The organism is Pseudomonas sp. MWU16-30322 (assembly GCF_020515535.1).
Lineage (GTDB): Bacteria > Pseudomonadota > Gammaproteobacteria > Pseudomonadales > Pseudomonadaceae > Aquipseudomonas > Aquipseudomonas fluorescens_H.
Map to the genome: position 1 here is coordinate 48,515 of NZ_JAIWYL010000010.1, position 20,547 is coordinate 69,061.

23 protein-coding genes are annotated in these 20,547 nt (G+C 61.2%); 9 read left to right on the forward strand and 14 right to left on the reverse strand.

Annotated elements, in window-relative coordinates:
• Positions 1–3 precede the first annotated feature (3 nt).
• From hemA to LCH64_RS20995, 6 genes are all read left to right on the forward strand, one after another.
• Positions 4–1,290, forward strand: a complete 1,287-nt coding sequence (gene hemA / locus LCH64_RS20970; RefSeq protein ID WP_003228154.1) for a glutamyl-tRNA reductase — start codon at positions 4–6, stop codon at positions 1,288–1,290.
• Positions 1,287–2,369 carry a peptide chain release factor 1 gene (gene prfA, locus LCH64_RS20975; protein ID WP_103520208.1) on the forward strand — a complete coding sequence of 361 codons (1,083 nt, stop codon included), beginning with the start codon at positions 1,287–1,289 and terminating at the stop codon, positions 2,367–2,369. Before hemA ends, prfA begins: the two co-directional genes overlap by 4 nt.
• On the forward strand, positions 2,370–3,200 hold the full coding sequence (gene prmC, locus LCH64_RS20980) for a peptide chain release factor N(5)-glutamine methyltransferase (protein ID WP_226501153.1): 831 nt from the start codon (positions 2,370–2,372) through the stop codon (positions 3,198–3,200).
• A complete protein-coding gene (locus tag LCH64_RS20985; protein ID WP_226501154.1) occupies positions 3,194–3,949 on the forward strand; it encodes a molybdopterin-synthase adenylyltransferase MoeB in 756 nt (251 codons plus the stop codon). The genes prmC and LCH64_RS20985 overlap by 7 nt, the downstream gene beginning before the upstream one ends.
• Positions 3,942–4,733 (forward strand): glutamate racemase, encoded by a 792-nt coding sequence (gene murI, locus LCH64_RS20990; RefSeq protein ID WP_226501155.1) that lies wholly within the window; start codon positions 3,942–3,944, stop codon positions 4,731–4,733. Before LCH64_RS20985 ends, murI begins: the two co-directional genes overlap by 8 nt.
• Positions 4,734–4,847: 114 nt before the next feature.
• Positions 4,848–5,366, forward strand: a complete 519-nt coding sequence (locus LCH64_RS20995) for an acyloxyacyl hydrolase (RefSeq protein ID WP_045122633.1) — start codon at positions 4,848–4,850, stop codon at positions 5,364–5,366.
• A 133-nt stretch (positions 5,367–5,499) separates the two neighbouring features.
• Here LCH64_RS20995 and LCH64_RS21000 read toward each other — a convergent pair whose 3' ends face one another.
• The 12 genes from LCH64_RS21000 to LCH64_RS21055 form a co-directional block, all read right to left on the reverse strand.
• Positions 5,500–5,805 carry a YkgJ family cysteine cluster protein gene (locus tag LCH64_RS21000; protein WP_007967664.1) on the reverse strand — a complete coding sequence of 102 codons (306 nt, stop codon included), beginning with the start codon at positions 5,803–5,805 and terminating at the stop codon, positions 5,500–5,502.
• A 52-nt stretch (positions 5,806–5,857) separates the two neighbouring features.
• Positions 5,858–6,349, reverse strand: coding sequence for a DUF2878 domain-containing protein (locus LCH64_RS21005; RefSeq protein WP_226501156.1), 492 nt, complete (start codon positions 6,347–6,349; stop codon positions 5,858–5,860).
• Entirely contained in the window at positions 6,342–7,607 is a 1,266-nt protein-coding gene (locus LCH64_RS21010; protein WP_226501157.1) for a cyclopropane-fatty-acyl-phospholipid synthase family protein, read from the reverse strand. Before LCH64_RS21010 ends, LCH64_RS21005 begins: the two co-directional genes overlap by 8 nt.
• The gene (locus LCH64_RS21015; RefSeq protein WP_103485749.1) at positions 7,594–8,409 is read right to left on the reverse strand and encodes a DUF1365 domain-containing protein; all 816 of its coding nucleotides are present in this window, start codon (positions 8,407–8,409) and stop codon (positions 7,594–7,596) included. The genes LCH64_RS21010 and LCH64_RS21015 overlap by 14 nt, the downstream gene beginning before the upstream one ends.
• Complete coding sequence (locus tag LCH64_RS21020; protein ID WP_226501158.1) at positions 8,406–9,653, reverse strand: FAD-dependent oxidoreductase; 1,248 nt, start codon at positions 9,651–9,653, stop codon at positions 8,406–8,408. The genes LCH64_RS21015 and LCH64_RS21020 overlap by 4 nt, the downstream gene beginning before the upstream one ends.
• Positions 9,650–10,432: an SDR family NAD(P)-dependent oxidoreductase gene (locus LCH64_RS21025; protein ID WP_003228137.1), complete on the reverse strand. Its 783-nt coding sequence runs from the start codon at positions 10,430–10,432 to the stop codon at positions 9,650–9,652. Before LCH64_RS21025 ends, LCH64_RS21020 begins: the two co-directional genes overlap by 4 nt.
• Positions 10,429–10,851, reverse strand: coding sequence for a nuclear transport factor 2 family protein (locus LCH64_RS21030; RefSeq protein ID WP_003228136.1), 423 nt, complete (start codon positions 10,849–10,851; stop codon positions 10,429–10,431). The genes LCH64_RS21025 and LCH64_RS21030 overlap by 4 nt, the downstream gene beginning before the upstream one ends.
• A complete protein-coding gene (phrB, locus tag LCH64_RS21035; protein WP_226501159.1) occupies positions 10,844–12,289 on the reverse strand; it encodes a deoxyribodipyrimidine photo-lyase in 1,446 nt (481 codons plus the stop codon). The genes LCH64_RS21030 and phrB overlap by 8 nt, the downstream gene beginning before the upstream one ends.
• A gap of 11 nt (positions 12,290–12,300) precedes the next feature.
• Entirely contained in the window at positions 12,301–13,242 is a 942-nt protein-coding gene (locus LCH64_RS21040) for a MerR family transcriptional regulator (RefSeq protein ID WP_003228132.1), read from the reverse strand.
• Positions 13,242–14,204, reverse strand: coding sequence for a DUF523 and DUF1722 domain-containing protein (locus LCH64_RS21045; RefSeq protein WP_226501160.1), 963 nt, complete (start codon positions 14,202–14,204; stop codon positions 13,242–13,244). Before LCH64_RS21045 ends, LCH64_RS21040 begins: the two co-directional genes overlap by 1 nt.
• Before the next feature lie 214 nt (positions 14,205–14,418).
• On the reverse strand, positions 14,419–14,634 hold the full coding sequence (locus tag LCH64_RS21050) for a TIGR02450 family Trp-rich protein (protein WP_027612220.1): 216 nt from the start codon (positions 14,632–14,634) through the stop codon (positions 14,419–14,421).
• Entirely contained in the window at positions 14,631–15,617 is a 987-nt protein-coding gene (locus tag LCH64_RS21055) for an FAD-dependent oxidoreductase (protein WP_201136610.1), read from the reverse strand. Before LCH64_RS21055 ends, LCH64_RS21050 begins: the two co-directional genes overlap by 4 nt.
• A 198-nt stretch (positions 15,618–15,815) precedes the next feature.
• Here LCH64_RS21055 and LCH64_RS21060 point away from each other — a divergent pair, with 198 nt between their 5' ends.
• Entirely contained in the window at positions 15,816–16,718 is a 903-nt protein-coding gene (locus LCH64_RS21060; RefSeq protein ID WP_003228123.1) for a TIGR01777 family oxidoreductase, read from the forward strand.
• 13 nt (positions 16,719–16,731) lie between these two features.
• Positions 16,732–17,757, forward strand: coding sequence for a ferrochelatase (hemH, locus tag LCH64_RS21065; protein ID WP_103522310.1), 1,026 nt, complete (start codon positions 16,732–16,734; stop codon positions 17,755–17,757).
• Positions 17,758–17,909: 152 nt separating this feature from the next.
• On the opposite strand, the gene LCH64_RS21070 is transcribed toward hemH, so the two are convergent.
• Entirely contained in the window at positions 17,910–19,184 is a 1,275-nt protein-coding gene (locus LCH64_RS21070) for a uracil-xanthine permease family protein (RefSeq protein ID WP_003228120.1), read from the reverse strand.
• 2 nt (positions 19,185–19,186) lie between these two features.
• Positions 19,187–19,825: a uracil phosphoribosyltransferase gene (gene upp, locus LCH64_RS21075; protein ID WP_003228118.1), complete on the reverse strand. Its 639-nt coding sequence runs from the start codon at positions 19,823–19,825 to the stop codon at positions 19,187–19,189.
• A 161-nt stretch (positions 19,826–19,986) separates the two neighbouring features.
• On the opposite strand from upp, the gene LCH64_RS21080 reads away from it, so the two are divergent.
• The gene (locus tag LCH64_RS21080) at positions 19,987–20,544 is read left to right on the forward strand and encodes a hypoxanthine-guanine phosphoribosyltransferase (RefSeq protein ID WP_003228116.1); all 558 of its coding nucleotides are present in this window, start codon (positions 19,987–19,989) and stop codon (positions 20,542–20,544) included.
• Positions 20,545–20,547 lie beyond the last annotated feature (3 nt).

Here is a 20,547-nt window from a genome sequence, read left to right on the forward strand (position 1 = left end):
TGAATGGCCTTCCTCGCACTCGGTATTAACCACAAGACTGCTTCAGTAGACGTCCGCGAGCGCGTGGCCTTTACCCCTGAGCAACTGGTTGAGGCCTTGCAGCAGCTCTGCAGAATGACCGACAGCCGCGAAGCCGCGATCCTCTCCACCTGCAATCGCAGTGAGCTTTATATAGAACAGGATCAGGTTTCAGCTGATCTGGTCCTGCGCTGGCTGGCCGATTATCACCATTTAAGCCTCGATGAGCTGCGCGCGAGTGCTTATGTGCATGAAGATGATGCGGCAGTTCGTCACATGATGCGCGTCGCCTCCGGGCTCGACTCGCTGGTGCTGGGCGAACCGCAGATTCTCGGCCAGATGAAGTCGGCCTACGCCGTGGCTCGCGAGGCCGGGACCATCGGCCCGCTGCTGGGGCGGCTGTTTCAAGCGACGTTCAATGCCGCCAAGCAAGTGCGCACCGACACTGCCATCGGCGAAAACCCGGTGTCCGTGGCGTTTGCCGCCGTCAGCCTGGCCAAACAGATTTTCAGCGACCTGCAGCGCAGCCAGGCCCTGCTGATCGGTGCCGGCGAGACCATCACCCTGGTTGCCCGCCATCTGCATGAGTTGGGGGTCAAGCGCATCGTGGTCGCCAACCGCACGCTGGAGCGCGCCAGCCTGCTGGCCGAGCAGTTCGGCGCTCATGCGGTGCTGCTCTCGGACATTCCGGCGGAGCTGGTGCGCAGCGATATCGTGATCAGTTCGACCGCCAGCCAGTTGCCGATCCTCGGCAAGGGCGCGGTGGAAAGTGCGCTGAAGCAGCGCAAGCACAAGCCGATCTTCATGGTCGACATCGCCGTACCCCGTGACATCGAGCCGGAAGTCGGCGAACTCGACGACGTTTACCTGTATAGCGTCGACGATCTGCACGAAGTGGTCGCCGAGAACCTCAAGAGTCGTCAGGGCGCAGCCCAGGCCGCGGAAGAGATGGTCTCGGTCGGCGCCGACGATTTCATGGTGCGCCTGCGCGAGCTGGCCGCGGTCGATGTGCTCAAGGCCTATCGGCAACAGAGCGAGCGCCTGCGCGACGAGGAGCTGCAAAAAGCCCTGCGTCTGCTGGCCAACGGCGGCAACGCCGAAGATGTGCTCGGGCAACTGGCTCGCGGCCTGACCAATAAACTGCTGCATGCTCCAAGCGTGCAACTGAAAAAGCTTTCTGCCGAAGGCCGCCTCGATGCGCTGGCCATGGCCCAGGAACTCTTTGCCCTTGAGGGCTCACCGGATAGTTTTTCGGATAAAAAACCGCAATGAAAGCGTCACTGCTCAACAAGCTGGACATCCTCCAGGACCGATTCGAGGAACTGACTGCGCTGCTTGGCGACGCTGAAGTCATTTCCGATCAGGCCAGATTTCGCGCTTATTCCAAGGAATACGCCGAAGTCGAGCCGGTCGTCGCCGCTTATAAAAAGCTGCTCGGCGTACAAAATGATCTGGAGAGTGCCCAGGCACTGCTCAAGGACAACGACCCGGACATGCGTGAAATGGCCGTGGAAGAAGTCCGCGAAGCCAAAGAGCTGTTGATCACCCTGGAATCCGATCTGCAACGCATGCTGCTGCCCAAGGACCCGAACGACGGTCGCAACGTGTTTCTCGAGATCCGCGCCGGCACCGGTGGCGACGAGGCGGCGATCTTCTCCGGCGACCTGTTCCGCATGTACTCGCGTTACGCCGAGCGCCGTGGCTGGCGCGTGGAAATCCTCTCGGAAAACGAGGGCGAACACGGCGGCTATAAAGAAGTTATTGCCCGGGTCGAAGGCGACAATGTCTACGGCAAGCTGAAGTTCGAGTCTGGCGCGCACCGTGTGCAGCGCGTGCCGGCCACCGAATCCCAGGGCCGCATCCACACTTCGGCCTGTACCGTGGCGGTATTGCCTGAGCCGGACGAGCAGGAAGCGATCGAGATCAACCCGGCGGATCTGCGCGTCGACACCTACCGTTCTTCCGGGGCCGGTGGTCAGCACGTGAACAAGACCGACTCGGCGATCCGCATTACCCACTTGCCGACCGGCATCGTGGTCGAATGCCAGGAAGAACGTTCCCAGCACAAGAACCGTGCCCGGGCGATGGCCTGGTTGTCGGCCAAGCTCAACGACCAGCAGACCGCTGCTGCCGCCAATGCGATTGCCAGCGAACGTAAATTGCTCGTGGGTTCCGGCGACCGCTCCGAGCGCATTCGCACGTACAACTTTGCCCAGGGCCGGGTCACCGACCATCGCGTCAACCTGACCCTGTACTCCCTTGATGAAATCCTCGCCGGTGGCGTTGAAGCGGTGATCGAGCCTTTGCTGGCCGAATACCAGGCCGACCAACTTGCAGCGATAGGTGAATAAATGACCATCATTGCCAGTCTGTTGCGCGCCGCCGAACTGCCGGACTCGCCGACGGCGCGTCTGGATGCCGAACTGCTCCTGGCTGCGGCACTGGGCAAACCGCGCAGTTTCCTGCACACCTGGCCCGAGCGCATTGTGCCCAGCGAAGCGGTGCTGATTTTTACCGAGTACCTGCAACGGCGCCGTGGCGGTGAGCCGGTGGCCTACATTCTTGGTCAGCAGGGGTTCTGGAAGCTCGATCTGGAAGTCGCTCCGCACACACTGATCCCGCGTCCGGATACCGAATTGCTGGTCGAGGCCGCGCTGGAACTGCTGGCGGCAACGCCGGCGAACGTTCTCGATCTGGGTACCGGCAGCGGCGCGATTGCCTTGGCCCTCGCCAGTGAGCGACCGGCGTGGAAGGTCACGGCGGTGGATCGTGTACTGGAAGCCGTGGCCCTCGCCGAACGCAATCGCCAGCGCTTGAACCTGAACAACGCCACGGTGCTGAGCAGCCACTGGTTCAGCGCGCTTGAAGGCCAGCGTTTCAATCTGATCATCAGCAACCCGCCGTACATCGCCGCCGCCGACCCGCATCTGGTCGAGGGCGATGTGCGCTTCGAACCGGCCAGTGCGCTGGTGGCGGGTGTCGACGGGCTCGACGATCTGCGGCTGATCGTCGCCCAGGCCCCGGATCATCTCGAAGCCGGCGGCTGGCTGATGCTCGAACACGGCTATGATCAAGCCGAAGCCGTGCGTGATCTGTTGCTGACCCGCGGTTTCGAAGAAGTCCACAGCCGCACCGATCTGGGCGGCCATCAACGGATCAGCCTGGGGCGCCTGCCGTGCTGAATGATCAGGAATTGCTGCGCTACAGCCGGCAGATTCTGCTGCAACACATCGATATCGATGGGCAATTGAAGCTTAAAGACAGTCGTGTACTGATCGTCGGCCTCGGCGGTCTCGGTGCGCCGGTTGCGCTGTATCTGGCGGCGGCCGGTGTCGGTGAACTGCATCTGGCGGATTTCGATACGGTCGACCTGACCAACCTGCAACGCCAGATCATTCATGACAGCGACAGCGTCGGCATGAGCAAGGTCGACTCGGCGCTCAAGCGCCTGAGCGCGATCAATCCGGAGATTCAACTGGTGGCCCATCGTCAGGCGCTGGATGAGGATTCCCTGGCCGCCGCTGTGGCCGCGGTGGATCTGGTGCTCGACTGCTCCGACAATTTCTCCACCCGCGAAGCGGTCAACGCCGCGTGTGTGGCGGCGCGCAAACCCTTGGTCAGTGGCGCGGCGATTCGTCTGGAAGGGCAGTTGTCGGTGTTCGACCCGCGCCGCCCGGAAAGTCCGTGCTACCACTGCCTGTACGGGCACGGCAGCGAAGCCGAACTGACCTGCAGCGAGGCCGGTGTAGTCGGGCCGCTGGTGGGGCTGGTTGGCAGCCTGCAGGCGCTTGAAGCCTTGAAAGTGCTGGTCGGTTTTGGCGAACCACTGGTGGGGCGTTTGCTGTTGATCGATGCCCTGGGTTCGCGCTTCCGTGAACTGCGGGTCAAGCGCGATCCGGGGTGCAGCGTCTGTGGTTCGCAGCATGCGTGAGGCACCGATCGCGGTGTTCGATTCCGGTGTCGGCGGCTTGTCGGTACTGGCCGAGATCCAGCGCTTGCTGCCCCATGAATCACTGCTGTATTTCGCCGATTGCGGGCACATCCCCTACGGTGAGAAAACCCCGGAGTTCATCCGTCAGCGCTGCAATGTGATGGCCGGTTTTTTCCGCGAGCAGGGCGCCAAGGCCCTGGTGATCGCCTGCAACACGGCGACCGTGGCCGCTGTTGCCGATCTGCGCCGGGATTTCCCCCAGTGGCCGATTGTCGGCATGGAACCCGCGGTCAAACCTGCTGCCGCCGCCACCCGCAGCGGTGTGGTCGGCGTACTCGCCACCACCGGCACCTTGCAGAGTGCCAAGTTCGCCGCGTTGCTCGATCGCTTTGCCACAGACGTTCGCGTCGTCACCCAGCCGTGCCCCGGTCTGGTGGAACTGATTGAAAGCGGTGATCTGCACAGTGCCGAGTTGCGCACGTTGCTCAAGCATTATGTCGATCCGCTGCTGGCCAACGGTTGCGACACGATCATTCTCGGCTGCACCCACTATCCGTTTCTCAAGCCGCTGCTCAAGTCGATGATCCCGGACGACATCAGTCTGATCGACACCGGTGCCGCCGTCGCCCGTCAATTGCAGCGACTGCTGGCCGAGCGTGAACTGCTCGCCGAAGGCCCGAACCAACCGGTCAGATTCTGGACCAGCGCCGATCCCGAGTCCTTTCGCAAAACCTTGCCCCTGCTGGGCCAAGTTGCCGGTGACGTTGAAAAATTCACCTTGTAAAAAAAGTGTGAAATATCTAAAAAGTCAGCTGAACTTCTGCTCAAGCGCCGATTTCTATACCGCTGGGTTTACTAGAAAACCAAAACGATCGTTCCGGAAAAGGAAGTTTTCAACGTGAAGCGACTATTCTGCTTGGCCGCGATTGCGGCTGCACTGATGGGGCAAAGTTTTACTGCACAAGCGGCAAACGTTGAGTTTGCAGTGGGGGCAACCAGCGATTCGACGATGACTTATCGCTTGGGCATGAATTTCGATTGGGACAAGAGCTGGCTGCAAAGCGACGTCGGTCGCCTGACCGGTTACTGGAGCGGCGCTTACACTTACTGGGAAGGTGACAAGACTTCCAGCAACAACAGCCTGTCGTTCTCGCCGGTATTTGTTTACGAGTTTGCCGGTCAGTCGGTCAAACCGTATGTCGAGGCCGGTATTGGTGTCGCGGCCTTTTCCAACACCAAATATGAAAGCAACAACATCGGTCAGTCCTTCCAGTTCGAAGACCGTATTGGTTTCGGCCTGCGTTTCAACGGCGGACATGAAGTGGGGATCCGCGCGACGCACTATTCCAACGCCGGTCTGAACAGCAACAACGACGGTGTAGAAAGTTACGCGCTGCATTACTCGATGCCTTTGTAACTGCAGCTTGCACAAATCTTTGTGGGAGCGGGCTTGCTCGCGAATGCGGTGTGTCAGTCGACAACACTATTGACTGACACACTGCATTCGCGAGCAAGCCCGCTCCCACATTGGTTTTGAGCTGCTGTTGAAATCAGCGGTAGGCAGTGGCAATGCCTTTGCGTTCTTCAATGCACTCCGGCGCGCCCATCTCGAACTCGCGACAGATCAGCGGACGTTTCTCGTAGATCGTGCACATCATGCTGTCGCGGTCCAGCGCCGCGCACCAGCCGTCGTCCAGACGCAGCATCACCTCACCACCCCACTCATCGGTATCGATAAAGCGTTCGGGCACGCCAGTGTCGGTGATCAGCATCACTTCAAGCTGGCAGCAGCACGCCGCGCAGGTCGAACACGTGACCGCTGGCTCGGTGATTTGCTGGTGGGGAATGGTTTTCATGGCGCCAGTGTAAGCCAGTCGCCTGTGGCTGTGTGAAAGGCCTGACAGACGCTCAGTGGCTGAGCCGCCGTGCCATCGCGTGCAGCACCGGAAACAGTACCGCCCACAGCAGGCCGATGCCGATCAGGGTCGGAATTTCCCCATAGGGAAATTGCACCCCGGCGAGGCGCCCGCCACCGTAATAGGAAACAGCGCCGCCGACCGCGCCCAGCGCGCTTGCCAGCCACCACGGGCGAGCCGTCCATTGCAGGCAATGGCGCAACGTGGTGGCAAGCAGTGCCCAGAGCAGCATCAGCCAGAGCGGAATCAGCGGCGACGGATCCTGGAATTCGAACACGCCCGCCGCGCGCAACAGGCTGTCCACCGCTGTGCCGACAATCACCACGCTGAGAATCAAGCGGCCCTCCGCCGGCCAACTGCTGATCCAGCCCAGATGAATCACCAGCACCGCCAGCGCCACCAGCAACCACAGACTGTTGCCGCCGACCACGCAGGCCAGCCAGCCGACCTGGAACAGCACGGCATTGATCAGCCGCTCAAGCATCGAAGCGCCCGAGCAACGGCGCTGGCATCGCGGCAGGTTTGGCCAGCAGCAATTGCGCGGTGCCGATGGTGCGCTCGAGGAACCCGCCTTCGCAGTAGCACAGGTAAAACTCCCAGAGCCGCAGGAAGTAATCGTCGTAACCCAACTCGCTCAACCGGCCATGGGCGCGGCGAAAGTTCTCGTGCCACAGGCGCAGGGTGCGGGCGTAGTGCAGGCCGAAGTCTTCCATGTGCAGCAGGTTCATGTCGGTCTCGCGGCTGACCACTTCGAGCATCTTCTGCACGCAGGGCAGGGCGCCGCCGGGGAAGATGTAGCGCTGGATGAAGTCGACGCCGCGCTTGGCCTGCTCGTAGCGCTGCTCGCGGATGGTGATTGCCTGCAACAGCATCAGGCCGTTGCTCTTGAGCAGGTGCGCGCACTGTTTGAAGTAGGTCGGCAGGAAGCGATGGCCGACCGCCTCGATCATCTCGATCGACACCAGTTTGTCGTATTCGCCGGTGAGGTCGCGGTAGTCCTTGAGCAGCAGCGTCACCCGATCCTGCAACCCCAGTGCTTCAATGCGCTTGGCGGTGAACGCGTACTGCTCATTCGACAGTGTCGTGGTGGTGACGCGGCAACCGTAATGCTGCGCGGCGTAGAGCGCCATGCTGCCCCAACCCGTGCCGATCTCCAGCAGATGATCCTCGGGTTTGAGCGCGAGCTTCTGGCAGATCCGTTCCAGTTTGTTCAACTGCGCCTGTTCCAGGCTGTCTTCGGGGCTGAGGAACTGCGCGGCCGAGTACATCATGGTTGGGTCGAGAAACTGTTCGAACAGATCGTTGCCGAGGTCATAGTGCGCGGCGATGTTTTTCTGCGAGCCCTTGCGCGTGTTGCGGTTGAGCCAGTGCAGGCCTTGCACCAGCGGCCGGCTGAGGCGGGCCAGACCGCGCTCCATGGCGTCGAGCACGTCGAGGTTGCTGACGAACACGCGCACGACCGCCGTCAGGTCCGGCGAACTCCAGTAACCGTGGATAAACGCTTCGCCAGCGCCAATCGATCCGTTGCCGGCGACCATGCCCCAGACCGCGGCATCCTGGACATGGATTTCGCCGAGCAGGTGGCTGCCCGGCGTACCGAACATCAGGCGTTCGCCGTCCTCGACCACCAGCAATTGCCCGTGTTTGAGTTGACTCAGTTGCCGCAAAACGCCACGACGCAGCAGCGAACCGGTCAAACCGTTGGTGCTGAAGCGACTGGCCGACAGGCTAGAGGATTTCATGGCGGTGCTCCTTGGGAGGCACAGTGGCGATTTGAAAGCTGCCGTCGGCAGCCTGATGAGCAAAAATCGGGGCACGCTTGAGCAACAGGCGCACGGCTTGCCAGTAAATCGCCAGACAGGTTTTCGCGGTCATCCACGGAAAACGTCGCAAGTAGCGGTGCAGGCTGTGGCGGTCGAGGGGTTCGCGCTGCAGATTGAGCGTGGCGTCGAACAGCTTGTGCTCACCCTGCCAGTCGGCCATGTGCACGCCGAGCTTTTGCGCCGCCGGGCTGAAGCTCATGCGGTACTCAAGATCGCGTGGCAAAAACGGCGAGACATGAAAGGCCTTGGCCACGGCAAAGTGCTGGTGAAAGTCTTGCAGGTCGGTCGGTGTGCGGGCCGGCAGCACGTAGTGATAACGCTCGCGCCACGGCGTGTTGGTGACTTCGCAGAGAATCGCCGCCAGTTGCCCGTCGGCCTCGTGGCAATAAAAGAAGCTCACCGGGTTGAACGCCAGACCCCAACTGCGTGGTTGGGTCAACAGACAGATCGAACCCTGCGGCTGGTGGCCGATGGCGGCACCGACTTGCTGGCGTACCGCATCGATCAGGCGCATGCCATTGCCGGTGAAGGTTTTCAGGTAGTCGGTTTCGCGAAACGAAAACGGCGCAAAGCGGCTACGACTGGCGAGCGGCGACAGACCGAGCACGGCGTCCTGTTCCGCCAGATCGAGGTACAGCAGTCCGATCCGGTAACGGAATTCGTGGCGTCTGGGCGAAAAGCGCCGATGGCCGATCCAGCCGCTGTACAGGGCGCTGTTCATAAGCTTTCCCCGAAGGCGGCAGCCACGCGCAAGGCGCTGACGACACCGTCCTCATGAAAGCCGTTGGCCCAGTAGGCGCCGCAGTAGTGGGTGTGCTGCTGACCGTCGAGTTCGGCCCAACGGTTCTGCGCCGCCACGGCCGTAAGGCTGAACTGCGGATGGGCGTAGGTGTATCGGGCAAGCACCTTGGACGGGCTGATGCCGGCGCTCTGGTTGAGGCTGACGCAGAACGTGGTGTCGCTCTTAATGCCCTGCAGGATGTTCATGTCGTAGGTGACGGCCGCGTGCGTATGGCCGGCGCCGCTCAAGCGATAGTTCCAGCTGGCCCACGCCAGTTTGCGGGTCGGCAGCAGACGGGTATCGGTATGCAGCACCACTTCGTTATCGGCGTAGGGCAGGGCACCGAGGATCGATCGTTCCGCCTGGCTTGGCGTCGCCAGCAATTGCAGGGCCTGGTCGCTGTGGCAGGCGAGCACAACCTTGTCGAAACGCTCGATGCCGGCCGGGCTGTGGATAACCACACCGTGTTCGTCGCGATCGATGCGCGTCACCGGGCAACTGAGGCGGATCTTGTCCTTGAACGCAGCGGTCAGCGGTGCGACATAGGCACTTGAGCCGCCCTCGATCACCTGCCATTGCGGGCGATCACTGACTGACAAGAGTCCATGATTCTTGAAGAAGCGCACGAAGAATTGCAGCGGGAAATTGAGCATCTCGGCCATTGGCATCGACCAGATCGCCGAGCCCATCGGCACGATGTAATGCAGGATGAAACGCTCACCATAACCGCCGGCCTTGAGGTAATCGTCGAGCGTGGTGTCGGCGGCGATCCGCTGTTCGGCGAGGTCGCGCTGGGCTTCTTTGTTGAAGCGCAGGATGTCGCGCAACATGCCCCAGAACCCCGGCGACAACAGGTTGCTGCGCTGGGCGAACAGGCTGTTGAGGTTGTTGCCGTTGTATTCCAGGCCAGTGTCCGGATCGGTGACCGAGAAGCTCATTTCCGTCGGTTTGAACGACACGCCGAGCTGGCCGAGCAAACGGATGAAGTTCGGGTAGGTCCAGTCGTTGAACACGATGAATCCGGTGTCCACGGCGTATTCGCGGCCTTCGACGGTCACCTCCACGGTGTGCGTGTGGCCGCCGACCCAGTCGCTGGCTTCGAACACCGTGACATCGTGTTGGCGATTGAGCAGATAGGCGCAGGTCAGGCCTGCGATTCCGCTGCCGATGATGGCGATTTTCACGAGGGTTCCTGCAGCGGTGGCGGTTTACGCACCATGCGTTTGCCGATCGCCAACTGAACCCGCGACGGCAGTTTCGACAGCGGCCACAACGCCGCCATGAACAGCGCCGGGAAAGCGATCTCCAGTGGTCGATCCTTGAGTTTGGCGAAGATGTGCCGCGCGGCTTTATCCACAGGCCAGCTCAGTGGCATCGGGAAATCGTTTTTCGCCGTCAGTGGCGTATCGACGAACCCCGGGCTGATGATGGTGACCTCGATCCCTTCATCCGCCAGATCAATGCGCAGCGATTCGAACAGGTAACGCAGGCCTGCCTTGGAGGCACCGTAGGCTTCGGCCCGGGGCAGCGGCAGGTAGGTCACCGAGCTGGCCATGCCGATCAGATGCGGCGCGGTGCCCTTGCGCAGTAACGGCAGGGCGGCTTCGATGCAATAGCTGCTGGCCAGCAGATTGGTACGCACCACGTGCTCGATGATCGACGCGTCGAATTGCCGGGCGTCGACGTATTCACAGGTCCCGGCATTGAGAATCACCGAGTCCAGCGAGCCCCAGGTCTCGCTGATCTGCTGACCGATCTCACGCACGGTCTGACTATTGGTCAAGTCTCCGGGCACCACCAGTACTTGGCCCGGGTAGCGCTGGGACAAGACTTTCAAGGGCGCCACCTGGCGTGAACTGACGGCCAGATGCGCGCCGCTTTTCAGAATCTCTTCGGCCAGCGCTGCGCCGATGCCACTGCTGGCTCCGGTCAGCCAATAACGCCGTGGAGGTGTACGACTCATCCCATTCTCCTTTTCAGCCAGGCGATCACCCGGCCCAATACGGGTAAATGTTCATACAGCATGGCCCCGGCATCGAAGTAATCCCGGTGGCGATAAACCTTGTCGCGCCAGAGCAGATGCGAACACCCGGCGACGCGAATCAAACGACCACCGGCCAGACGCGGGTGGCGGTAACTCATGACCCAGCGCAGGTAACCTTCACAGTCACCGATCTGGTCGAAGCCGTGGAAATCGAAACGCAGCTCGCTGACGTTGGCGTACAGCTCGCTGAAGTAATGGCGCAACTGCGCCAGCCCCTGCACTTCATGCAGCGGATCGGTGAAGTGAATGTCATCGCTGTACAGCTCGCCCAGACGCTGCAAGTTGTCTTTGTCCAGCTCGGCGAACTGGCGGGCGAAGCGGCGCAGGAATTCACTCATGGGCTTCTCCCGTGGACGAGCGCGACGGCAGGCTCTTGAAGGCCGCCAGCGCCCGTTCGCGCGAAGCCCCGAGATTGACGATCGGCGACGGATAGTTGGCGACGCCGAACAGTCCACCGACACTGGCCGGGTTGTGTACTTCTTTCTTGTTCAGGCCGGCGAGTTCGGGCAACCAGTGCTTGATGAACAGGCCTTCGCTGTCGAATTTTTCCGACTGGCTGATCGGGTTGAAAATGCGGAAGTACGGCGCCGAATCGGTGCCGGTCGATGAGCTCCATTGCCAGCCGCCGTTGTTCGCCGCCAGATCGCCGTCGATCAGGTGACGCATGAAAAAGCGCTCGCCTTCACGCCAGTCGATCAGCAGATTCTTGGTCAGGAACATCGCCACTACCATCCGCAGACGGTTGTGCATCCAGCCGGTTTCCAGCAGTTGGCGCATGGCCGCATCGATGATCGGCAAACCGGTGCGCGCCTCTTGCCAGGCCGCCAGATCGTCCGGTGCGTCACGCCAGGCCAGCGCTTCGGTTTCCGGGCGAAACGCGCGGTGGCGCGAAACCCTTGGGTAGCCGACCAGAATGTGTTTATAGAACTCGCGCCACAGCAGCTCGTTGATCCAGGTCACCGCGCCGACCTTGCCGCTGTCGAACTCGCCCTGATTGCTTTGCAGGGCTGCCTGCAGGCATTGGCGTGGCGAAATCACCCCGGCGGCGAGATACGGCGAAAGTTGGCTGGTGCCGGGCTTGGCCGGAAAATCGCGCTCGCTCTGGTAGTAGTCGATCTGCGCGTCGGCGAAGGTATCGAGGCGGCGCCGGGCTTCCTGCTCGCCCGCCGGCCACAGCGCACGCAGGGACTCGCTCGGCGTTGCAAAACCGGCGACGGTTGCCGGTACCGGATCGCTGTCGATATTCAGCTTTGCCTGCTTGCCGGGCGTCTTCACCAGCGCCGGCATCGAGCGGTGCAGGCGTTCATAGCAGACCTTGCGGAACTGGCTGAACACCTGAAAGTAGGTGTCGGTTTTGGTCAGCACCGTGCCGGGCTTGAATAGCAATTGATCAAGGTAGCTGTGGAAAGCGATGCCTTTGGTCTTCAGGGCCACGGCCACGGCGGCGTCGCGCCGGCTTTCGTGGATGCCATATTCTTCGTTGACGTGCACGGCCTGGACATTCAACTGCACGCAAAGCTCAAGCAGCACCGCCGGGGCCTGATCCCAATGATCAGCGGTGCGCAGCAGCAACGGGATGTTCAGCTCGCCGAGGCGGCTGCTCAGCTCACGCAGGTTGCGCAGCCAGAAGTCGACCTTGCACGCGGCGTCGTCGTGTTCCAGCCACTGCTGCGGGCTCAACAGATACACGGCAACCGTCGGCCCGCGCGCTGCGGCGGCCGCGAGAGCGGTGTTGTCATGTTGGCGCAAGTCGCTGCGCAGCCAGATCATTTGCATAGCGGATTCCATTAAATCAGCCCACGCTGGACGAGTGCCTGATGCGCCGAGAGCGGATCTTCGGCCAGGATCAAATCAGCGGTTTCGCCAGTTCTTACGGACAACTCGGTCTGGTGGATGCATACCGTTGGTCCGACCAGCAATGTGGGGGCACTGACGCCATTCAGCAGTTTTGGCAACTGCGCCAGGTTCATCGCCTTGCTGGAATACAGCAGCACGCCGCGCGCTTGCAGATGATCGACCGCCAGCGCCAGTTCTCCGGCCGATAGCGGCCAGTCGAACACTTGCACCGGGCAATCGGCGCTGCTGATCAGCCACGCGCAGAGCCACAGGTGCGGTTCCAGCGGCAGGTCCGAGTGATTGATCAACAGCAGCGGCGCGGTGTGTAACTGTCGATTGTTATGGTAGATGCGCGCGCCGAATTTGCTGCGTAACCAGGAATAAAAGAACACCCGCTCCATCTGCGCACCGAACTGGCCTTGCCAGCGCTGCTCGAGTTCGGTCAGCAGCGGCAGCAGCAACTGCTCACACAGGGTGCGCGGCGGATACAGGGCCATGGCCTGGTTGATGCTGTCGTCGAGGTTGCGCTCGTTGAGGTGGGTGACGGCGTCGAGCAATACGTTGCGCTGGCGCTGCCAGTCGTTTTCCACCGTTTCGGTAAAGGCTTGCGGGGTGTCGAGCAACGGCTTGACCTGACTGACCGCCACGCCCCGGTTGAGCCAGGTCAGGATGGTCAGAATTTGCTGCACATGTTCGCTGGAGTACAGGCGATGGCCCTTGGGTGTGCGTTGCGGCACGATCAGCCCGTAACGGCGCTCCCAGGCGCGCAGGGTGATGGCGTTGACGCCGGTCTGCCGCGCCACTTCGCGGATCGGCAGCCAGCCCTCGTCGAGGGCTTTCTTGAAGTCGGCACCCAGGTCTTCCTGGGCGCTGGTGTCGAGTGTGTCGTTCATCAAATGGCGTTTCGCAGGCTGAGGTTTTCCGGATGCGGCTGCAGGTAGACCTGCTGCGCAATGTAGGGATCCGGGTGTAGGCGAAAGTGGTGCTTGAGTAAGGTCAACGGCACCACCAGCGGCACGATGCCGTGGCGGTACTGGCCGATCACATGCTGCATTTCCTGTTTGTCTTCAGGGCTGATCGCCTGTTTCAGGTAGCCGCTGATGTGCTGCAGGACATTGCTGTGGGTGCGGCGGGTGGCGCATTTCTTCAACGCGCTCATCAACTCGCTGAAATAGTGCGGGCCGAGTTCGACCGGATTGGTCTTGCCCATGTTGCCCAGCAGTTTGCCCAGGGCTTTGTATTGCTCCGGGTTGTGCGCCATCAGCAGGTATTTGTAGCGCGAGTGGAATTCGGTCAGTGCGCGGCGGCTCAAGCCTTGTTCGAGCACCTGCTGCCAGGCGCTGTAGGCGAGCACGCGGGTGATGAAATTTTCCCGCAGCACTGGATCGTTCAGGCGCCCGGCTTCTTCCACCGGCAGATCAGGGTGCTGCGCGCAGAATGCCTGGGCATAGATGCCACGGCCGCCGCCATTCACCGGGGCGCCGTTGGCGTGATAGACCTTGACCCGCTCCAGACCGCACGAAGGCGACTGCTGCATGAAGATGTAGCCGCAGATGTCATCGAGTTCTCCGGCCATTTTTTGCCCGTAGACGGCCAGCGGTTCAGTCACATTGATTTGCGGATTGACTGTGCCGACGGCTTCGGGAGCCTCCGGATCGCCGACCAGACGGATCGGTTCACGAGGGATGCCCAGGCCAATGGCAACTTCGGGGCACACCGGGACGAATTCGAAATGTTCAGCCAGGGTGCGGCTGCACAGCCGCGATTCTTTGTGCCCACCGTTGTAGCGCACTTCAGCGCCCATCAGGCAGGCGCTGATGGCGATTTTGGGCCGGGATGCAGAAAGGTCGGACATGCACACCTCGAATCTATTCCTGTACAGGGAGTTAGCTCTGTACAACTTTTCCTCAGCATAGATTCATACGTGTACAAGTCAAATCATTTGTATAAGTTTTTGCGGATTCCTCAATCCCCTGTAGGAGTGAGCCTGCTCGCGATAGCGGTATGTCGGCAGCATTGATGTTGAATGATGCGACGCCATCGCGAGCAGGCTCACTCCTACAGGAGCTTTATTGCCAGCCCAGTAACCAGTGATCGTTGTTCTTCAACGTCTGCCAATCGAGGCGTTCTGCGCGCTTGGTCAACACCGCCTGCAACTCAATCTCCAGCACCGTACCTTCCTCATCGCGGAACAGCTCGGTGACCAGAAAATGCTTTTCGCGGTTTTGCGGGTGGGCTGCTGTCCACTTCGACAGCAGCAGTTTTTGCGGATTGATACGGTTCACTGCAGGTTCTCGTGCAAGCGGCGCGCGGCTTCCTGACCGCTGAGCCAGGCGCCTTCGACACGGCCGGACAGGCACCAGTCGCCGCAGGCGTACAGGCCCAGGTCGGCATCGGCCAGCGTGCCCCATTCGTGGCCGGTCGCAGGGCGGGCGTAGAGCCAGCGGTGGGCGAGGCTGAAGGTCGGAGCGGGCATTGCACTGTGCAGCAGTTCGGCGAAAGCGCCATGCAGTTGCTCGATGACCGCTTCCTTGGGCAGATCGATGTGTTGTCGGCTCCAGGCGCTGCTGGCGTGCAGTACCCAAGTGTCGCAAGTGGTGTCGCGCCCCGGTTTACTGCGGTTGCGCGCCAGCCAGTCGATGGGGCTGTCCTGCACGAAGCAACCTTCGATTGGCGTATCCAGTGGCGTATCGAAGGCGAGGGCGACGGCCCAGGTCGGGTCCATTTTCACCCCGGCGGCCGCACCGGCCAATTTCGGCGCCGCGGCCAGCAATGCAGTGGCTTGCGGTGCCGGTGTGGCAATCACCACGTGGCTGAAGGGGCCATGGGTGAAGCCTTCCGCGTCCTGCAGGTGCCAGTGTTCTTCACCGCGAAAGACTTCGGTGATGCGGCAGGCGAAGTGGACTTCCAGACCGTCGAGCAAACCCCGGGTGATCGCGCTCATGCGTGGCGTGCCGACCCAGCGGGTCTGCTCGTCCGGCGACAGGTTCAGTTGCCCGCCCTGAAAGGTATAGAGCTGCGGCGTCCATTCGGCGACCCAGCCCAGGCTTTGCCAGCGTTGCACTTCGGTGACGAAACGCCGGTCGCGGGCGGTGAAGTATTGCGCGCCCATGTCCAGAGAACCGGCGTCGCTGCGTTTACTCGACATGCGCCCGCCACTGCCGCGGCTTTTGTCGAACAGCTGGACGGTGTGTCCGGCGTCTGTCAGGGCCTGGGCGGCGGAGAGTCCGGCGATGCCGGTGCCGATGATTGCGATAGGTACAGTCATAGGGGCCTCGTTTTACCTTTCTGTACAGACTACGCCGTCAATGAAACCTGTACAATTTTGTTTTTTGGTATAACTTCTAGCGTTCTCGTTCTGACAGCTTGGCCTATGGTTAAACAATAGAGCCTGCCCGATAGAAAAGATCCCTGCTTATAAAAATAGACTAGTGATCCGGGTAAAACGCCACGCGAGGAAGATGTCATGCGCATATTGCTGACCGGCGGTACTGGTTTGATAGGCCGTCAGCTCTGCCGGCACTGGTCGGGACAGGGCCATCAACTGACGGTGTGGAGTCGGCGTCCGGAAAAAGTCGCGAAAATCTGTGGCGCGCAGGTGCGCGCGATTGCGCGTCTCGAAGACTTCGGCGACGAGCCGCTGGACGCAGTGGTCAACCTGGCCGGTGCGCCGATTGCTGATCGGCCATGGACCCATCGGCGCAAGGCGTTGTTGTGGAGCAGCCGCATCACCCTCACCGAAACCCTGCTGGCCTGGCTGGAAACGCGTCAGCAGAAACCGGGGTTGTTGATCTCCGGCTCTGCTGTCGGCTGGTATGGCGACGGCGGTGAACGTGAGCTGACCGAAGATTCGCCGCCAGTGATAGACGACTTTGCCAGTCAGTTGTGCATTGCCTGGGAAGAAACCGCCCAGCGTGCCGAAGGTCAGGGCATCCGCGTGGTGTTGGTGCGTACCGGGCTGGTGCTGTCGGCCGAGGGCGGCTTTTTGTCGCGGCTGTTGCTGATGTTCAAACTCGGTCTGGGCGGGCCTTTGGGCAATGGCCGGCAGTGGATGCCGTGGATTCACATCGATGATCAAATCGCCCTGATTGATTTTCTTCTGCACCGCGATCAGGCGAGCGGTCCTTATAATGCCTGCGCGCCCAAACCGGTGCGCAATCGCGAGTTTGCCAAAACGCTGGGCAGCGTGCTGCACCGCCCGGCGTTCATGCCGATGCCGGCCCTGGCCTTGAAGGTCGGGCTTGGCGAAATGTCATCGCTGTTGCTGGGTGGCCAACGCGCCATGCCGGCACGCTTGCTGGAAGCGGGTTTCACTTTCCAGTTCACGGATTTGCGCGCGGCCCTGGATGATCTCTCCGGCCGCCTTTGAAATAGGACGATGCATGACCGATCACGCCTTGCTTCTGGTCAACCTGGGTTCCCCGGCCTCCACTTCGGTGGCCGATGTACGCCGCTACCTCAATCAATTTCTGATGGATCCGTATGTGATCGACCTGCCGTGGCCGGTGCGGCGGTTGTTGGTGTCGCTGATCCTGATCAAGCGCCCCGAGCAGTCGGCCCATGCCTACGCTTCGATCTGGTGGGAGGAGGGCTCGCCGCTGGTGGTGCTCAGCCGTCGTCTGCAACAGCAGATGACCACCCAGTGGAGCCACGGTCCGGTAGAGCTGGCCATGCGTTACGGCGAGCCGTCGATTGAAACGAAGTTGCTGCAGCTGGTCGCAGCAGGGCACAAGCGCATCACCCTGGCGCCGCTCTATCCACAGTTCGCCGACAGCACCACGACCACGGTGATCGAAGAAGCCAGGCGGGTGATTCGCGAGAAGAAACTCGACGTGCAGCTTTCAGTGCTGCAACCGTTTTACGACCAGCCGGAATACATAGACGCACTGGTCGCCAGCGCCACGCCGCATTTGCAGCAGGACTACGATCACTTGCTGCTGAGCTTCCATGGCTTGCCGGAACGACACCTGACCAAGCTCGATCCCACTGGCAATCACTGCTTGAAAAACGCGGATTGCTGCAAGAATGCTTCGCCGGCCGTGCTCGCCACCTGTTACCGCGCCCAGTGCATGCGCACCGCCTCCGAATTCGCTAGGCGCGCGGGCATTGCCGATGGCAAATGGTCGGTGTCGTTTCAGTCGCGTCTGGGGCGGGCGAAGTGGATCGAACCCTACACCGAAGCGCGGCTGGATGAGCTGGCGAAAAGCGGCGTGAAGAAGATTCTGGTGATGTGCCCGGCGTTCGTTGCCGACTGCATCGAGACGCTGGAAGAGATCGGTGATCGCGGCAAGGAACAGTTCCGCGAAGCGGGGGGCGAGGAGTTGGTGCTGGTGCCGTGCCTGAATGATGAGCCGCAATGGGCGAAGGCGTTGGCAACCCTGTGTGAACGAGCGCCGCTGGCCCTGTAGCTGTTGTGGCGAGGGAGCTTGCTCCCGCTGGGCTGCGAAGCAGCCCTAAACCCTGCGGACGCGGTTCACAGAAATACCGCATCCGCCGAGTTTATGACTGCTTCGCAGTCAAGCGGGAGCAAGCTCCCTCGCCACAGGTAAGGCGCCAGATTTTAGATCAGCGGCTCATCCGCCTTCTTGTTCTTCCAGCCATCATTGCCCGGCAGGATCAGGTTCAGCGCAATCGCCACCACCGCGCACAGCGCAATGCCTTTGAGGCCGAAGTCATCCGGGCCAGTACCGGTGCCGACCAGCACACCGCCGATACCGAACACCAGGGTCACCGACACGATCACCAGATTGCGCGCCTCGCCGAGGTCGATCTTGTGCCGGATCAGGGTGTTCATCCCCACCGCCGCGATCGAACCGAACAACAGGCACAGAATCCCGCCCATCACCGGCACCGGAATGCTTTGCAGCAGCGCGCCGAACTTGCCGATGAACGCCAGGGTGATGGCGAAGATCGCCGCCCAGGTCATGATTTTCGGGTTGTAGTTCTTGGTCAGCATCACCGCACCGGTCACTTCGGCGTAGGTGGTGTTCGGCGGGCCGCCAAACAGGCCGGCCGCCGTGGTGGCGATGCCGTCACCGAGCAGGGTACGGTGCAGGCCAGGCTTCTTCAGATAGTCGCGACCGGTCACGCTACCCACGGCAATCACGCCGCCGATGTGCTCGATGGCCGGAGCCAGCGCCACCGGAACGATGAACAGGATCGCCTGCCAGTTGAACTCCGGCGCGGTGAAGTGCGGCAGCGCAAACCATGGCGCCGCCGCAATCTTCGCGGTATCGACCACGCCGAAATAGAACGACATGGCGAAACCCACCAGCACCCCGGAAATGATCGGCACCAGACGGAAGATGCCTTTACCGAACACCGCCACGATCAACGTGGTCAGCAGCGCCGGCATCGAGATCATCATCGCGGTCTGGTAGTGGATCAGCTCGGAGCCGTCGCCCGCCTTGCCCATCGCCATGTTCGCGGCAATCGGCGCCATGGCCAGGCCGATGGAAATGATTACCGGACCAATCACCACCGGCGGCAACAAGCGATCGATGAAACCGGTGCCCTTGATCTTCACGGCGAGGCCGAGGAAGGTGTAGACGAAACCGGCTGCCATCACGCCGCCCATGGTCGCGGCGAGGCCGAACTGGCCCTTGGCGAGAATGATCGGGGTAATGAAGGCAAAGCTCGATGCAAGGAATACCGGCACCTGACGCCCGGTGACGATCTGGAACAGAATCGTCCCCAGACCCGCGGTGAACAGTGCCACGTTCGGGTCAAGGCCGGTGATCAGCGGCATCAGCACCAGGGCGCCGAACGCTACGAACAGCATCTGGGCGCCGGACAGCACCGTGCGCCAGAGCGGATCGTTGAACTCTTGCTGCATGCTCACGCGTCCTTCTGCTTGGTACCGAAGATCTTGTCACCGGCATCGCCAAGCCCTGGGATGATGTAACCGTGTTCGTTCAGACGCTCATCGATGGACGCAGTGTAGATGGTCACATCCGGGTGAGCCTGTTCCACCGCGGCAATGCCTTCCGGCGCGGCCACCAGCACCATTGCGCGGATGTCCTTGCAACCGGCTTTCTTCAGCAGGTCGATGGTCGCAACCATGGAGCTGCCGGTGGCGAGCATCGGGTCGATGATCATCGCCAACCGTTCGTCGATTTCCGGAACCAGTTTTTCCAGATAAGTGTGCGCTTGCAGGGTTTCTTCGTTGCGGGCAACGCCCACAGCGGAAACCTTGGCACCCGGGATCAGGCTCAGCACGCCTTCGAGCATGCCGATGCCGGCGCGCAGGATCGGCACGACGGTGATCTTCTTGCCGGCGATTTTCTCCACCGACACAGTGCCGCACCAACCGGCGATATCGTAGGATTCGAGCGGCAAATCTTTTGTAGCTTCATAGGTCAACAGAGCGCCGACTTCCTGAGCAAGCTCACGGAAATTCTTGGTGCTGATATCGGCGCGGCGCATCAGGCCGAGTTTATGGCGGATCAGCGGATGGCGGATCTCGAGGATGGGCATGGAAAAACTCCGGCGGCGGGCAAAAAAACCGGCCTAGATTAATCTATCCGAGGGTGATGTCCTATAGGACATTGAGTACGTTAGTCCATTAAGGCTTGATTCGACCTCACGGGATGCGTACCTTTGCCCGCTTTTCCGAAAACATCCCCCTGGAGAGCGCCATGTCCGCTGATCTCGAGCATATCCGTCAAATCATGCGAGAGGCTGACTGCCTGTACACCGAATCTGAAGTCGAGGCCGCCATCGCTCGCGTCGGTGCACAAATCAACGAACAACTGGCCGACAGCAACCCGGTGGTGTTCTGCGTGATGAACGGCGGCCTGATCTTCTCCGGCAAACTGCTGACTCACCTGCAATTTCCGCTGGAAGCGTCCTACCTGCACGCGACCCGTTATCGCAACGAAACCAGCGGCGGCGACCTGTTCTGGAAAGCCAAGCCGGAAGTCTCGTTCATCGACCGCGACGTGCTGATCATTGACGACATCCTCGACGAAGGTCACACCCTGGGCGCGATCATCGACTTCTGCAAACACGCCGGCGCGCGCAAAGTGCACACCGCCGTGCTGATCGACAAGGATCACGACCGCAAGGCGCGTCCTGACCTGAAAGCAGACTTCGTCGGCCTGCCATGCGTTGACCGTTACATCTTCGGTTACGGCATGGACTACAAAGGCTACTGGCGCAACGCCAACGGGATCTTTGCCGTTAAAGGAATGTAATCC

Coding starts and splice junctions, on each gene's coding strand:
- LCH64_RS21045 (WP_226501160.1), bottom strand. CDS start 14,204: ATGTCCGACCTTTCTGCATCCCGGCCCAAAATCGCCATCAGCGCCTGC.
- LCH64_RS21000 (WP_007967664.1), bottom strand. CDS start 5,805: ATGAAAACCATTCCCCACCAGCAAATCACCGAGCCAGCGGTCACGTGT.
- murI (WP_226501155.1), top strand. CDS start 3,942: ATGCGTGAGGCACCGATCGCGGTGTTCGATTCCGGTGTCGGCGGCTTG.
- phrB (WP_226501159.1), bottom strand. CDS start 12,289: ATGCAAATGATCTGGCTGCGCAGCGACTTGCGCCAACATGACAACACC.
- LCH64_RS21040 (WP_003228132.1), bottom strand. CDS start 13,242: ATGAACGACACACTCGACACCAGCGCCCAGGAAGACCTGGGTGCCGAC.
- LCH64_RS21015 (WP_103485749.1), bottom strand. CDS start 8,409: ATGAACAGCGCCCTGTACAGCGGCTGGATCGGCCATCGGCGCTTTTCG.
- LCH64_RS21025 (WP_003228137.1), bottom strand. CDS start 10,432: ATGAGTCGTACACCTCCACGGCGTTATTGGCTGACCGGAGCCAGCAGT.
- LCH64_RS21010 (WP_226501157.1), bottom strand. CDS start 7,607: ATGAAATCCTCTAGCCTGTCGGCCAGTCGCTTCAGCACCAACGGTTTG.
- LCH64_RS21030 (WP_003228136.1), bottom strand. CDS start 10,851: ATGAGTGAATTCCTGCGCCGCTTCGCCCGCCAGTTCGCCGAGCTGGAC.
- hemA (WP_003228154.1), top strand. CDS start 4: ATGGCCTTCCTCGCACTCGGTATTAACCACAAGACTGCTTCAGTAGAC.
- LCH64_RS21005 (WP_226501156.1), bottom strand. CDS start 6,349: ATGCTTGAGCGGCTGATCAATGCCGTGCTGTTCCAGGTCGGCTGGCTG.
- LCH64_RS21080 (WP_003228116.1), top strand. CDS start 19,987: ATGTCCGCTGATCTCGAGCATATCCGTCAAATCATGCGAGAGGCTGAC.
- LCH64_RS21070 (WP_003228120.1), bottom strand. CDS start 19,184: ATGCAGCAAGAGTTCAACGATCCGCTCTGGCGCACGGTGCTGTCCGGC.
- prmC (WP_226501153.1), top strand. CDS start 2,370: ATGACCATCATTGCCAGTCTGTTGCGCGCCGCCGAACTGCCGGACTCG.
- LCH64_RS21055 (WP_201136610.1), bottom strand. CDS start 15,617: ATGACTGTACCTATCGCAATCATCGGCACCGGCATCGCCGGACTCTCC.
- prfA (WP_103520208.1), top strand. CDS start 1,287: ATGAAAGCGTCACTGCTCAACAAGCTGGACATCCTCCAGGACCGATTC.
- LCH64_RS21060 (WP_003228123.1), top strand. CDS start 15,816: ATGCGCATATTGCTGACCGGCGGTACTGGTTTGATAGGCCGTCAGCTC.
- upp (WP_003228118.1), bottom strand. CDS start 19,825: ATGCCCATCCTCGAGATCCGCCATCCGCTGATCCGCCATAAACTCGGC.
- hemH (WP_103522310.1), top strand. CDS start 16,732: ATGACCGATCACGCCTTGCTTCTGGTCAACCTGGGTTCCCCGGCCTCC.